The organism is Xenorhabdus indica (assembly GCF_014467235.1).
In the GTDB taxonomy this organism is placed as follows: Bacteria; Pseudomonadota; Gammaproteobacteria; order Enterobacterales; family Enterobacteriaceae; genus Xenorhabdus; species Xenorhabdus indica.
On sequence record NZ_NKHP01000008.1, the window covers coordinates 114,420 to 129,466 of the forward strand.

Below are 15,047 nucleotides of genomic sequence, written 5' to 3' on the forward strand. Positions count from 1 at the left end.
GTTAAGAAACTAGTTGTTAAGAAAATAGTTGTTAAAAAATAGTATTGAGAAAAAAGTCACTAAAACAGTAGCAAAATCAGTCTTGATTCACCAACCTGATATAAATTCTTTACCATATGAACCTTACCGTATCAATGACATTAACGATAGCGTTTTATTGAGCTACTTTGGTCCTGTTCCATCAACCAGTTTAATTTCTCACTAATCTTACCTTCCAGCCCTCTGCTGGTCGGGTGATAATAACGAGTATGTTGCATCTCAGGTGGAAAATAAACTTCTCCCGCCGCATACGCATTGGGCTCATCATGGGCATAACGGTATTCTTCACCAAAACCCATTTCTTTCATCAAATTTGTTGGAGCATTACGCAGATGAGCAGGAACGTCATAATCCGATTTTTCTTGTGCATCTGCCATAGCTGCTTTAAATGCCGTGTAAACAGCATTACTTTTGGGGGCACAGGCAAGATAAACAATTGCCTGTGCAATTGCACGTTCTCCTTCTGCTGCACCAACACGGGTAAAACAATCCCATGCAGCAATTGCTACCTGCATTCCACGCGGATCAGCATTGCCTACATCTTCAGACGCTATCGCCAGTAAGCGGCGGGCAACATAAAGCGGATCTCCACCCGCGGTAATAATTCTGGCATACCAGTAAAGCGCAGCATCCGGTGAAGAACCCCGGATTGATTTATGCAAAGCAGATATTAAGTCGTAGTACCTATCACCTTGATTATCAAATCGTGCACTCCGCTCTCCGCTAACCTCTTTCAGTAACTCTGGGGTCAGGATACGTTGCCCTTGTGCATTGGCTTCCGCCATATCCGACATCATTTCCAGCAAGTTCAATGAACGACGTGCATCCCCTGCGACCAACTCAGCTACCATCTGACGAGTACCGTCCGGCAACACGATATTTTGCCCACCGAGGCCATGTTCTTTATCATTTATGGCTTGAATAAGCACTTGTTCTATTTCTGCTGGCGAAAGAGATTTCAATAAATAGACTCGCGCTCGTGATAACAGTGCTGAATTTAGTTCAAAAGAGGGGTTTTCAGTCGTGGCACCAATGAACGTGATGGTGCCATCTTCAATGTGCGGCAAAAAGGCATCTTGTTGGCTTTTGTTAAATCGGTGAACTTCATCGACAAACAAAATTGTTCTGCGCCCTGCATTGCGGTTCTGTCGTGCTTTTTCTATAGATTCACGTATCTCTTTGATACCAGATGTAACGGCAGAAATACGTTCAATATCTGCTTGCGCATAATAGCCGATAATTTCAGCCAGCGTCGTTTTCCCCGTGCCCGGCGGTCCCCACAAAATCATGGAGTGAAGATGACCTGCCCGGATCGCCCTTGGCAGAGGTTTCCCCTTTGCCAATAGATGTTGCTGTCCAATATAACGATCCAGCGTAACTGGCCGCATTCTTGCAGCCAGTGGCTGAAACTCATTCTGTGAAAAATCGAGTGAAAGATTGTTCACTTAAACCTCACTGGCGCTGATCATCCAGCGTAACACCTTCTGGTAAAGTGAATTTGAATTTTGACGCATCTACGCTGGTATTCTGCTGCCCTTTCAACTGATAAGCGCTTTTCTGACCGTCTTGTTCCACTGCCGTAAATTTCTGAATAGTGCCATCAGGTGTCACTGTGATTGAAAAATGTTTCAGATTTCCATTGGCATTATTCGGCGTCAACTCAAAATTATTACCATTTTGTGTCACTCTGTATTGTTTCCAATCCGAGGGATCATTACGAGCAATCAACATAAACGGTGTATTGCCCGTAGCATCTTTCAGCCAATTAGCTGTTACTTGCTCAACAAAAGGATTGTAGAACCACAACGTTTTACCATCAGAAATCAAAGTACTTTCATCAGGCGATGTCATATGCCAATGAAACAAATTGGGACGTTTAACCCAAAGTTGCCCTTCACCATTTTGGATCGTTGAACCGTCACTGCTGGTAACAGTCTGAATAAAGTTCGCGTGAAAACTATTTACCTTACTCAATCGCCCCTGCAAACTTTGTGCAGCATCAGCCCATGCAGAACTCACGCTCATTCCCATCATCAGACAACCAATCAACATCAGTTTTTTCATGTGTGAGTACCTTCAATTCATATATTACCGGCATCACAATAACCGATGCCGAATTTAAAATGATGCTCAGTGTTCATGTGGCGGAGGTGCTAAAACTTCACGATTACCATTATGACCAGGCGCACTGACAATTTGCTGAGCTTCCATCTGTTCTACAATTCGAGCTGCCCGGTTATAACCAATACGAAATTGACGTTGTACCCCGGAGATAGATACCCGGCGTTTTTCAATCACAAATTCAACGGCCTGATCAAACAAAGGATCCAGCTCTTCATCACTATCTAATCCCAATCCTCCTTCGCCATCGTCCCCCCCTTTAATAATATTATCAATGTATTGAGGGCGACCACGCGCTTTCCAGTCATTAACAACTTCATGGACTTCTTGATCACGCACGAAAGCACCGTGGACACGTACAGGAATCGAAGAGTTTGGTGCCAAATAAAGCATATCCCCCATACCAAGCAAGGATTCCGCTCCTCCCTGATCAAGAATGGTACGGGAATCAATTTTACTAGAAACAGTGAATGCAATTCGCGTAGGAATATTGGCCTTAATCAATCCTGTAATAATATCAACAGAAGGACGCTGTGTAGCCAGTACCAAGTGGATCCCCGCAGCACGCGCTTTCTGTGCCAAACGCGCAATTAACTCTTCCACTTTTTTCCCGACTGTCATCATTAAATCGGCAAACTCATCGACCATAACAACAATATAAGGCTCTTTTTTCAGTACAGGGTGTGCCACATCCATACTGTCACCCGGCTTCCAGAAGGGATCCGGGATTGGTCGGCCCATATTTTCAGCCTGTTTGATCTTATCGTTATAACCCGCGATATTGCGCACGCCTAAAGCTGACATCAATTTATAACGGCGTTCCATTTCATTGACACACCAACGCAGTGCATTGGCTGCGTCTTTCATATCAGTGACCACTTCTGTCAACAAATGCGGAATGCCTTCGTAAACAGATAACTCAAGCATTTTCGGGTCGATCATGATAAAACGAACATCTTCTGGTTTCGCTTTATACAAGATGCTGAGGATCATAGCATTAACGCCGACTGATTTTCCCGAACCTGTCGTCCCTGCCACCAACAAATGAGGCATTTTTCCTAAATCAGCAACAACAGGCTGACCAGCGATATCTTTTCCCAAAACGATAGTTAATGGTGACGGATTATCACGGAATTTTTCACAATCCAGCACTTCCCGCAAATAAACGGTCTGGCGTTTTTTATTCGGTAATTCCAAACCCACATAAGGTTTTCCTGGGATCACTTCAACAATACGAACTGCCACAGCCGAAAGTGAACGTGCAAGATCACGAGATAAATTGGAGATGCGGGAAGCTTTAACCCCAGGCGCTAAATCCAATTCAAAACGCGTGATTACAGGACCTGGAGAGAACCCAACAACATCCGCTTTAACACGATAATCATTCAGACGAGCTTCAATTAAACGCGAAGTTTGTTCCAGTACAAACATATCAATCGGTTCTTCTGCTGCTGGAGGTTCTGTCAGAAGATCTAAAGAAGGCATCGGTGTAGTCGGCTTAGGCAATGGCTGATCATTACGTACCAAAAATGGATGAAACAGGCTTGGTTGCTGCGGTTGCTGCGGTTGCTGCGGTTGCTGCGGTTGCTGCGGTTGCTGCGGTTGCTGCGCAAAAGTATGCGTAGTTTCCGGCTGATGAGAAGTTTTTAAAACAGAAGAATCTGTTGAAACAGGAGCAATATTTTTTTCTTGTTCTGGCTGAATAGCCGCCTCTTCCTGTGGCATAGACTCAGAAGGCATAAATAATGGTTCTGCTGGCTCAGAAATTTCTACGCTATTATTTGGTGAAAAATAACCAAACATAGGCTGTTCAGACTGCTGCGAAACAGCAAGTTGGCTTTGATAACGTTCACGTTGCTGCTGTTCAAATTCTTTCCGCAACGTTTCTTCCTGCTCTGCTTGTTCATCAATACTGATTAGTACTTTATCATCACGGTCTTCAACAGATTGTTCTGCTGTTGTTGTTTTACCATGTGTTGGTTGGTTATAAATAGAGGTGAAATTTTCAGCTTTTACTTGTTCTGCCTCTTTTTCCAAATCATAACCATAACGCTCACGCTGTTGCGCAATAAATTGCTCACGCAGTATGTCTTGCTGCTGCTCATCCATTCTCTGTTCTTCAGCTTCAGCATTGAGTTCGGCCTGTCTTTCTTTCCGCTGCAAATGCTCAGACAAACGGTGAGAAGGGACTTTAATACCATACAATTCACGGCGAGTCGGTATTCGTACCGGATTCGGCCTTGGCATTTCAGGGCCTATTCCCTGTTTCATCTGAGGATTCTTCACAACAGCAATAGAGCTAGTTACTGAATCCCGCAAATCAGTACTCTCTTTTGAAGGCGGTGACATTGGTATAGCACTCTGTGTTGCTATGTCATTCCCCGGCTGCTCATCAGGCAGCTCAAATATATACCGGGTAGGCTCTTGCTCCTGACTATTTTCAGTTTGTTCTGATGCAGTCATCTGTTCAACTCCAGCCTGCCCTAATTCCGTTTGTATTGATTTTGCCTCTGGAACTATGGATATTTGCGGCTTAATCAGGTGAGATTTATTGTTTTGTTCCAGAGTAGATTGCATCTGTTCAAGTGAAGTATCTTCAGATTTAGAAGAAACTATTTCAGGTGAAATTGTTTCCTCTGATTTTTCCATAACTGGCTGTTCTGAATTGGTATTCACCAACTCTGTCACTGTTGGAACTGTCAGTAACACATCATCTTCATCATCAGCAATGGTGTTTTGAATAACATGAATTGCCTTTACAGGAGTTACTTTAGACTCCCCTTGTTTAGAATGGCTTATATCATCAGAAGACTCAGGAAAAGCTTCTTTTTCCAACTCATGATCATAATCAGTTTGTGTGCGACCACGATTAACCACAAAACTGAGCGAATCCAGAGTGTACTCCCCGATTTTTTCTGCAATGGTAAGCCAGGACCAGCCCGTAAATAATGTGAACCCGATAGCCCATGTACCAAGTAAGGCTAAAGTTGCACCAAGTATGTTAAACCACGGCAGGATCGCGTTACTGAACAGACTACCGATAACACCCCCTGAAGCAAAATCACCCAAATCATCAATATTGAGTGCAACCAAACCACATGAAGTCAAGATAAGAGTTAGGGCACCAATAACACGTAATGCCAGTGTGAAGAAATCCACATACTCTTGCCTATTTTTCTGACGGAAAGCATTCCAACAACCCAAAAGCATTAAGGGTGGGACTGCATAGGCAAGAATACCAAATGCTGAGAATAGTATGTCTGACAACCAAGCACCAATGCTGCCACCTAAATTATGAACAGGTTCATGCCAGGCAGTTTGTGACCAGCTAGGATCGGAAGGGTGAAAACTGACAAGTGCTACCATTAAATATACGGCACATATAGCAATAACCAACAGAACGGCTTCCAGAAGCCGACGGCCACTGCTTACTCTTTTTAATCTAACACGTTTGTCTTCTGTATATTCCTGGTTCAAGAAAGGCTCTCCAGGTTTTCCTGTTGATTAAACGGAACAACGCTGAGGTTAGCTCAGCGTTGAAACTGTATGCATAAACAGGAGTGTACCTAAATTTTTCCTGTTTTGCATCTATACACTGTACATTGTAGACAAAAGCTTAACGAGTCTTAATTACCAAACGGTTACTCTGTTTCACTTCTTCCATGACTACATAAGTACGCGTATCGTTAACGCCCGGAAGACGTAATAAGGTCTCACCAAGCAATTTACGGTACGCAGACATATCTGGCACACGTGTTTTCAGTAAGTAGTCAAAATCCCCTGAAACCAAATGGCACTCTTGAATTTCTTCCAATTTTTGTACAGCAGTATTGAACTGCTCAAAAACATCTGCTGCTCCACGGTTTAGGGTAATTTCAACGAATACCAGCAATGATGCATCCAGATAATGGGGATTCAGCAAAGCAGTATAACCAGAAATAAAGCCTTGACGCTCTAAACGACGTACGCGTTCCAAACAAGGTGTAGGTGATAATCCTACCCGTTTGGATAATTCCACATTAGAAATACGGCCGTCTTTCTGCAATTCGTTAAGGATATTACGGTCTATGCGATCAAGATCTTTTCCTGGACGCTTCTTATTATCTATCATCTTATTGCTCTCTCTTTATATTCCTACACCCATAACATTTTCCCTATCTCTTTTAAGCAATTGAGCTGGAAAAGATGTCTTCAAAGGCTAAAGCTCAATCTGTAACCAAGGCTTGGGGCCTGCACGTAATCTTCCAGAATACAATTTCCCAGAACTCGATTAACCAAAACACGACTTACTAGAGCACCGTCTTCCAGAATGTTATCTCCCAAAACACTATGTCTCTCAGAAAGCAGCTTATCGGCAATTTTTAATATTCTATGAGAAAATCATCTACTCCAAATTGTCTATTCTATAGAAACAATTGATTAGCGAGGCAGATAATTATCTCTTACATAGATGTTTTCGCAAATGCATAGCCGATTGTCAAAGTAAATGAACAAAAATCAGAACAACCTACCAAACAAATTTTCGGTAAATCGTTTCAATAGCTCGTTTCATGCCTAAAACGAATAAATGATGTTCAATTCAAAAAGTTAAGCACTCACTCCTTACATTCCCATTACATCACAGTTACTATCTATCGGTAAAATCGTTAATAACATGAATATTTTATCTGATAATCGCTTTTTTTAACTTATTATTTCTCCTACAATCCCTAAATCTGCAATATGCGATAATGGAAATGAGGTATTCATGAGTACAGCCAAACACAGTAAGCTCATCATTCTTGGCTCAGGTCCTGCTGGTTATACTGCTGCTGTTTATGCGGCCCGTGCTAATCTAAATCCCGTACTCATTACCGGGGTTGAGAAAGGCGGTCAATTGACCACCACGACTGAAGTTGAAAACTGGCCCGGTGATCCTGAGGGGCTAACAGGCCCTGTTTTGATGGAGCGTATGTTCCAGCACGCTGAAAAATTTCAGACAGAAATTATAACTGATCACATTAAGAAAGTTGATTTCTCAAAAAAAACATTCCATCTATATGGTGATGATCAGGAATATACCTGTGATGCCTTAATCATCGCAACAGGTGCCTCTGCTCGTTATTTGGGACTGCCTTCCGAAGAAGCATTTAAAGGACGTGGTGTTTCTGCCTGTGCAACTTGTGATGGTTTTTTCTACCGTAAACAAAAAGTTGCTGTCGTAGGTGGCGGTAATACTGCAGTTGAAGAAGCATTATACTTGGCGAATATTGCGTCTGAAGTTCACCTGATCCACCGCCGTGATACTTTCCGTTCAGAAAAGATCTTGATTGACCGTTTGATGGATAAGGTTAAAAACGGCAATATTATTTTGCATACTGATCGCACCTTAGACGAAGTTTTGGGTGATGAAATGGGTGTAACAGGTATCCGTATTCGCGATACGAAAAGTGACAACACTGAAGAACTGGATGTTGCAGGTGTTTTCATCGCTATCGGTCATAGTCCTAATACCGACATTTTTGCAGGACAGCTTGAGCTGGAAAACGGGTACATCAAAGTTCAGTCCGGTCTGCATGGAAATGCCACCCAGACCTCCATTCCCGGCATATTTGCCGCAGGTGATGTCATGGATCATGTTTATCGACAAGCTATCACTTCAGCCGGCACGGGCTGTATGGCTGCGCTGGACGCCGAACGTTTTCTGGACGGACTGGCAACTAAATAAGATTATCTTTCCCTAAAAGCGCTGTTTCGATAGCGCTTTTTAACAAGTAACTTTTTACAGGTAATATAGTGCTAGTGCGCGGAAGCTGGCAATACGATTACCAGCTTTTTGATATGCCGTATCATCATCTGCTAATCTGAAATTTTTCTTATGGACAAAACAAGACAATCTGAACTTGTTCGATGGCTGAAACAGCAAAGCGCTCCAGCCCGTCGATGGCTTCGTCTATCCATGCTGCTAGGGCTAATTGGTGGTTTACTGATTATCACTCAGGCCTGGCTTCTCGCTTCTATTCTTCAGGCGCTCATTATGGATAATGTTCCCCGTGAAAATCTCATCAACCAATTCCTGATGTTGATGGCTTCTTTCACGCTGAGAGCCATTGTCAGTGCTGTCCGGGAGCGCATCGGGTTTATCTGCGGTAAAGTCGTGCGTCAACAAATCCGCAGTATGGTATTGGATAAGCTGACACAATTGGGACCTGTTTGGGTAAAAGGCAAACCGGCTGGTAGTTGGGCGACCATTATTCTGGAACAAATTGAAGACATGCAGGATTTTTATTCCCGCTATTTACCTCAAATGACCCTTGCGGCTACTATCCCTGTCTTAATCCTTATCACTATCTTTCCCATCAATTGGGTCGCTGGTGTTATTCTGTTCGTAACGGCGCCATTAATCCCTATTTTCATGGCATTGGTCGGATTAGGGGCTGCTGATGCTAACCGACGCAATTTTGTTGCACTTGGTCGCTTAAGTGGTCATTTTCTGGATCGTTTACGTGGTCTCGAAACATTGCGTTTGTTCCATCGTGGAAAAGCCGAAATTAAACAAATTACCGAATCGACAGAAGATTTCCGACGCAGGACAATGGAAGTACTACGTATGGCATTTTTATCTTCTGCGGTATTGGAATTTTTTGCGGCTGTTTCCATTGCTGTTGTCGCTGTTTATTTTGGTTTTTCTTATCTGGGAGAGTTACATTTTGGCAGTTATGGCCTTGGCGTGACATTATTTGCCGGTTTCCTTGCACTTATCCTTGCTCCTGAATTTTTCCAACCACTGCGTGATTTGGGCACTTTTTATCATGCTAAAGCCCAGGCTGTGGGCGCTGCGGAATCACTTTTCACCTTGTTAAGCAGCAATGGGGAACACACCCCATACAGCGGCAGAAAAACCTTATCAGATAAAAAATCAGTGGCTATTGAAGCAAGTGAATTGGAAATTCTGTCACATGATGGGCATCGTCTTGCTGGCCCTTTAAATTTTACAATTGATAAGTATCAACGCATTGCATTAGTGGGAAAAAGTGGCGCAGGAAAAAGTTCACTGATAAATGTGTTACTCGGTTTTCTTCCTTACCGGGGTTCATTGAAAATCAATGGAAACGAATTGCGTGAGCTTGATCTCGATAAATGGCGTGAACAAGTAAGTTGGGTTGGACAAAACCCTCATCTGCCGGAACAAACGGTACTCGATAATATTCGTCTTGGTCAATTTGATGCGCCCCCAGAACAGATCCACGATGTAATGAAACGCGCTTATGTCGATGAGTTTGTCTGTGATCTCCCTGATGGTATAAACACAGTTATTGGTGATAATGCGGCTCGTCTATCTGTTGGACAGGCTCAGCGTATCGCTGTAGCACGGGCATTATTAAATCCGTGCCAGCTCTTGTTAATGGATGAACCCGCAGCCAGCCTTGATACTAATAGTGAACAACGCGTGATGATGGCATTGAATCAGGCATCCGGTCAGCAAACAACATTATTGGTTACACACTTACTGGAAGAAACGCTGAAATACGACCAAATCTGGGTTATGGATAGCGGGTTAATTATCGAAAAAGATAACTATCAAAATTTGAGCCAATCTCAAGGTGCATTTTCCCGTCTGTTGTCTCATCGCAGTGTGGAGCTTTAATCATGCGTGTATTATTCCCTTTTCTCGCACTCTATCGCCGCCATTGGTTTCTTATTAGTTTAGGTATGATTTTGGCAGTTGTAACCCTGCTAGCCAGTATTGGCTTACTTACGCTGTCCGGTTGGTTTCTTGCCGGCACTGCTGTAGCAGGATTTGCCGGAAAATATACCTTCAATTACATGCTGCCTGCGGCAGGTGTCCGTGGGGCAGCTATTTTTCGCACAGCCGGGCGTTATGGTGAGCGATTGGTCAGCCATGATGCTACATTCCGGGTATTGGCACATCTTCGGGTTTTTACCTTTCAGAAGATCCTGCCACTTTCTCCGGGAGGTATCGCTCGTTTTCGTCAGGGAGAGTTATTGAATAGGGTTGTGGCTGATGTCGAAACGTTAGATCATCTCTACCTACGTGTCATGTCTCCAGTTCTCGCTGCACTTGCCGTCATTGTTATCCTGACATTTGGCTTGGGGTTCCTTGATAAAACGCTTGCCTATACCCTTGGCGGTATTCTGTTAGGGCTGCTACTGACATTACCTTTTGTGTTTTATCATGTGGGTAAACCTTACGGCAGGAATATCACTTTATTACGCGGCCAATATCGAACATTGCTTACCAGTGCATTACAAGGTCAGGCAGAGTTGACCGTATTCGGTGCTCTTCTGCGCTTCCGCCACTCAATGTCTGAGATTGAATCCAAGTGGTTAAAGTGTCAGCAGCAGCAAGCTAATCTGACGGGGCTTTCTCAAGCCATTATGATTTTTGCCACTGGCATCACAGTGACACTGATATTGTGGCTGGCAGCAGCAGGTATAGGCGGAAACAATCATCCCGGAGCATTGATCGCTCTGTTTACATTCTGTGCTCTCGCTGCTTTTGAGTCTCTTGGGCCAGTCACTGTAGCTTTCCAACACATGGGGCAAGTTATCTCCTCAGCTACACGTGTCTCTCAGTTAATGCACCAGAAAGCCGAAGTTACCTTCCCTGCACACGGGCCAGAAAGTACAGATAATCTCAGTCTTGAGATAAAAAACATTGAGTTCACTTATCCTAATCAACCCTTGCCAGTATTACAGAATATTTCTCTGGCTCTGCAAGCGGGTGAACATATTGCTTTGTTGGGCAAAACAGGCTGTGGTAAATCGACTCTTTTACAATTATTGACCCGAGCATGGGATGTTAATCACGGAGAGATTTTAATCAACCAACAGCCTATCTCTCATTATGATGAAGCTACACTGAGATCGATAATGTCTATCGTTCCTCAGCGGATACATGTATTCAGCCATACTCTGCGCGAAAATTTGTTATTGGCAAAACCAGATGCTACTGATGAAGAATTAACAGCAGTGTTAAAGCAGGTCGGATTGGGAAACTTGCTAGACAACAATGAAAAGCTAAACTGTTGGATGGGCGAAGGTGGGCGCCAACTTTCTGGTGGAGAACAACGCCGCTTGGGTATTGCCAGGGCATTGCTGCATAATTCTCCACTTATGCTTCTGGATGAGCCGACAGAAGGGCTTGATGCAGATACTGAACAACAAATTCTGTCGCTATTACGCGATAGTTGCCAAAATAAAACGCTTATTGTAATTACCCATCGGTTAACTGGCTTACAATACATGGATCGTATCTGTGTAATGGATGGGGGGCGTATCATTGAGCAAGGGCAACACGACATGTTACTGTCCCAGCAAGGACGTTATTACCAATTCTATCAACGGCAGTATTATCCTGAGCAGGAGTGATAACTTTTATGTTGATAGCTCAATTGGATAACTCATATGAATTTCCTCATCCAACCAATGCATTAGCAGAGCCGAATGGTCTGTTAGCATTCGGAGGGGATTTGAGTGCAGAACGCTTAAAAGCAGCTTATAGTAAGGGAATTTTCCCATGGTTTTCGCCTGATGAGCCCCCCTTATGGTGGTCTCCGGATCCCAGAGCGGTTTTGATCCCTGGAGAATTACATACCGGACGTACTCTGCGACGTTTTATTCGCAAACATCCTTATCAAATTACGGTAAACTATGCTTTCGATCAGGTGATATATGGTTGTGGTCAGCGACAAGAAGGTACGTGGATCGGGGCTGATATTCAGCACGGTTATCAAACCTTGCATCAGGAAGGTATGGCTCATTCGGTTGAAGTCTGGCACAAACACCAGCTTGTTGGTGGATTATACGGTGTTAGTGTAGGAACGCTATTTTGTGGTGAATCGATGTTCAGCAAAATGGAGAATGCATCCAAGTGTGCTTTTGTGGCATTCTATCATCATTTTTTACGTCATAGCGGTCAGCTGTTTGATTGCCAGGTGTTAAATCACCATACAGAGGCACTGGGCGCGAAAAATATTCCAAGGAGAGAATTTCTCCAGTATCTTGAGCAATGTAAAAAACAATCATTGCAGGAAGGCTGCTGGGATACACAAGTGCTGGAATTATAATCAACACTTGGTGATTTATGCTGTTTACGGTGGGAGTGTCAATTCCATTATGAGGAAAATGATGGTTTAAAATACGACATTCCTTTACATAATGAGGGTTTTTCGGCATTATCTTGCCGGTTAAAAACTATGGTTGTTACATTTAGAGGATTAGATGGCCAAAGAAGACAATATTGAAATGCAAGGCACTGTGTTAGATACACTGCCAAACACCATGTTCCGTGTCGAACTAGAAAATGGACACGTCGTTACTGCTCATATTTCAGGCAAAATGCGTAAGAACTACATCCGCATCCTGACTGGAGACAAGGTTACAGTTGAGCTAACTCCATATGACCTGAGCAAAGGCCGTATCGTCTTCCGTAGCCGCTGATTCACATACCTTCTTAACACCACAGGTAAATGTGTTTTTTCAACATTCTCCTGTGGTGTCACTCTTAATCATACGGCCAGTGTTTTCCGTACTTATTTTTTTCCATATTTATTCTATCGTTTCCATACTTATTTATAGCACGGCATCTTCTGATTTTTTCTTATTCGACTTTTGTACACCTTTGAAATCGTATTTTAGTGCCTGCTTATCTTTATCAAGAGTAATCCTGACAGATCCGCCATGTACTAAGGAACCAAACAGCAATTCATTGGCTAAAGGTTTTTTCAGGCTATCCTGGATCACGCGAGCCATAGGACGAGCGCCCATCGCTTTATCGTACCCTTTATCACATAACCACTGACGGGCATCTGTACTGATTTCCAGAGAAACCCCTTTTTCATCCAACTGAGCTTGTAGTTCAACAATAAATTTATCAACTACTTGCTGAATAACTTCCGCAGAAAGTGCATCAAACCAAATGATGCTGTCAAGTCGATTACGGAATTCAGGGGTAAAGGTTCGCTTAATTTCTTCCATACCATCAATGCTATTATCCTGCTCGCTGAAACCGATGGATTTACGCTGTGTCTCACGCACCCCGGCATTGGTTGTCATGACTAAAATAACATTACGGAAATCCGCCTTCCGGCCATTGTTATCAGTCAATGTTCCATTATCCATAACTTGCAGCAGTATATTGAATACATCAGGATGAGCTTTCTCTATTTCGTCAAGCAGCAATACAGAATGAGGGTGTTTGATAATCGCATCTGTCAATAACCCCCCCTGATCATAACCAACATAACCTGGTGGTGCGCCAATCAGGCGGCTCACAGTATGACGTTCCATATATTCAGACATATCAAACCGCAGTAGCTTGATATTAAGTACTTTGGCTAACTGGACTGTCACTTCAGTTTTACCAACCCCTGTGGGTCCCGCAAATAGAAAAGAACCAACTGGTTTATACTCCTGCCTCAAACCAGCACGACTCATTTTAATGGCTTCTGTTAATGCTCCAATTGCTTTACCCTGACCAAAAACCAACATCTTCAAACGATCATCCAGTGTTCTCAATACATCTTTATCACTGGCTGAAACTGTTTTCTCAGGAATACGGGCAATACGAGCCACAACAGATTCAATGTCTGAAACATTGATTGTCTTTCTGCGACGGCTGACCGGGACTAACCTTGTTCGAGCTCCTGCTTCATCAATGACATCAATAGCTTTGTCCGGCAAATGGCGGTCAGTAATGTATTTCACGGATAACTCAACAGCAGCCCGAATAGCTTTCGATGTATAGCGGACATCATGATGTGCTTCATATTTGGCTCGTAAGCCATGAATAATCTGTATCGTTTCTTCAGAAGAAGGTTCAAGAATATCAATCTTCTGAAACCGCCGAGCCAAAGCGCGATCTTTCTCAAAGATATTGCTGAATTCTTGATAAGTTGTTGAACCAATTACCCGAATACGACCGCTGGATAAAAGCGGTTTAATCAGATTAGCGGCATCCACTTGCCCGCCCGAAGCAGCACCAGCTCCGATAATAGTATGAATTTCGTCGATAAAGAGAATACTTTTACTATCTTGTTCTAATATTTTTAACAAGGTTTTGAAGCGCTTCTCAAAATCGCCACGATATTTTGTTCCTGCCAGTAACGAACCAATATCCAATGAATAAATCGTACAATCTTTCATCACCCCAGGGACATCTTTTTGTACAATACGCCATGCAAGCCCTTCCGCAATCGCTGTTTTACCAACCCCGGATTCACCCACAAACAAAGGATTGTTCTTACGCCGACGACATAGCACCTGAATTGTCCTTTCCAATTCATGCTGACGTCCGACAAGTGGATCAATCTGCCCTTTCTGCGCTAACAGATTCAGGTTTGTAGTGAAATTCTCCAATCGATCTTCACCTATCACTTGTTCTTCCTGAACTGGATTAACGTTGTGATGAAGCTCACTATCGAGTTCATCTTTACGTGTTCCGTGAGATATAAAATTCACAACATCCAGTCGGCTAACATCATGCTTACGCAGTAAATAAGCCGCCTGAGATTCCTGTTCACTAAAAATCGCAACTAACACATTTGCCCCAGAAACTTCTGAGCGCCCTGAAGATTGAACATGAAATACCGCACGTTGCAAAACACGTTGAAAACTCAACGTTGGTTGTGTATCTCGATCATCATTCTCAGATAGTAAAGGGGTTGTTTGAGTGATAAAATTTTCTAATTCTTGGCGTAATATTGCCAAGTCGACCTTACAAGCCTCCAGTGCTTCTCGCGCTGATGTGTTACTTAACAACGCCAGCAACAGGTGCTCTACAGTCATAAATTCATGTCTGTTATCCCTTGCTTTGGCAAAAGCAATGTTGAGACTAAGCTCCAATTCTTGATTGAGCATAAGCACCTCCTCCCAAAATCAATAAG

10 protein-coding genes are annotated in these 15,047 nt (G+C 43.2%); 5 read left to right on the forward strand and 5 right to left on the reverse strand.

Going from position 1 to position 15,047, the window contains the following annotated elements:
• Positions 1 to 140: 140 nt before the first annotated feature.
• From Xind_RS08435 to lrp, 4 genes are all read right to left on the reverse strand, one after another.
• Complete coding sequence (locus Xind_RS08435) at positions 141 to 1,484, reverse strand: replication-associated recombination protein A (RefSeq protein WP_047678954.1); 1,344 nt, start codon at positions 1,482 to 1,484, stop codon at positions 141 to 143.
• A gap of 7 nt (positions 1,485 to 1,491) precedes the next feature.
• Complete coding sequence (gene lolA, locus Xind_RS08440; RefSeq protein ID WP_047678956.1) at positions 1,492 to 2,103, reverse strand: outer membrane lipoprotein periplasmic chaperone LolA; 612 nt, start codon at positions 2,101 to 2,103, stop codon at positions 1,492 to 1,494.
• A 66-nt stretch (positions 2,104 to 2,169) separates the two neighbouring features.
• The gene (locus tag Xind_RS08445; RefSeq protein ID WP_187649854.1) at positions 2,170 to 5,637 is read right to left on the reverse strand and encodes a DNA translocase FtsK 4TM domain-containing protein; all 3,468 of its coding nucleotides are present in this window, start codon (positions 5,635 to 5,637) and stop codon (positions 2,170 to 2,172) included.
• Between the two features lie 139 nt (positions 5,638 to 5,776).
• Positions 5,777 to 6,271 carry a leucine-responsive transcriptional regulator Lrp gene (gene lrp / locus Xind_RS08450; RefSeq protein ID WP_004256338.1) on the reverse strand — a complete coding sequence of 165 codons (495 nt, stop codon included), beginning with the start codon at positions 6,269 to 6,271 and terminating at the stop codon, positions 5,777 to 5,779.
• A gap of 636 nt (positions 6,272 to 6,907) precedes the next feature.
• On the opposite strand from lrp, the gene trxB reads away from it, so the two are divergent.
• The 5 genes from trxB (at position 6,908) to infA (ending at position 12,603) form a co-directional block, all read left to right on the forward strand.
• Positions 6,908 to 7,867 carry a thioredoxin-disulfide reductase gene (gene trxB / locus Xind_RS08455; RefSeq protein ID WP_047683630.1) on the forward strand — a complete coding sequence of 320 codons (960 nt, stop codon included), beginning with the start codon at positions 6,908 to 6,910 and terminating at the stop codon, positions 7,865 to 7,867.
• 150 nt (positions 7,868 to 8,017) lie between these two features.
• The gene (cydD, locus tag Xind_RS08460) at positions 8,018 to 9,787 is read left to right on the forward strand and encodes a heme ABC transporter permease/ATP-binding protein CydD (protein WP_047683633.1); all 1,770 of its coding nucleotides are present in this window, start codon (positions 8,018 to 8,020) and stop codon (positions 9,785 to 9,787) included.
• A gap of 2 nt (positions 9,788 to 9,789) precedes the next feature.
• Positions 9,790 to 11,532 carry a heme ABC transporter ATP-binding protein/permease CydC gene (cydC, locus tag Xind_RS08465; protein WP_047683636.1) on the forward strand — a complete coding sequence of 581 codons (1,743 nt, stop codon included), beginning with the start codon at positions 9,790 to 9,792 and terminating at the stop codon, positions 11,530 to 11,532.
• 8 nt (positions 11,533 to 11,540) lie between these two features.
• Positions 11,541 to 12,230: a leucyl/phenylalanyl-tRNA--protein transferase gene (gene aat / locus Xind_RS08470; protein WP_047683639.1), complete on the forward strand. Its 690-nt coding sequence runs from the start codon at positions 11,541 to 11,543 to the stop codon at positions 12,228 to 12,230.
• 154 nt (positions 12,231 to 12,384) lie between these two features.
• The gene (gene infA / locus Xind_RS08475) at positions 12,385 to 12,603 is read left to right on the forward strand and encodes a translation initiation factor IF-1 (protein ID WP_002211347.1); all 219 of its coding nucleotides are present in this window, start codon (positions 12,385 to 12,387) and stop codon (positions 12,601 to 12,603) included.
• A 132-nt stretch (positions 12,604 to 12,735) separates the two neighbouring features.
• Here the strand turns inward: infA and clpA are convergent, their stop codons facing one another.
• Positions 12,736 to 15,021 carry an ATP-dependent Clp protease ATP-binding subunit ClpA gene (clpA, locus tag Xind_RS08480; RefSeq protein ID WP_047683643.1) on the reverse strand — a complete coding sequence of 762 codons (2,286 nt, stop codon included), beginning with the start codon at positions 15,019 to 15,021 and terminating at the stop codon, positions 12,736 to 12,738.
• Positions 15,022 to 15,047 lie beyond the last annotated feature (26 nt).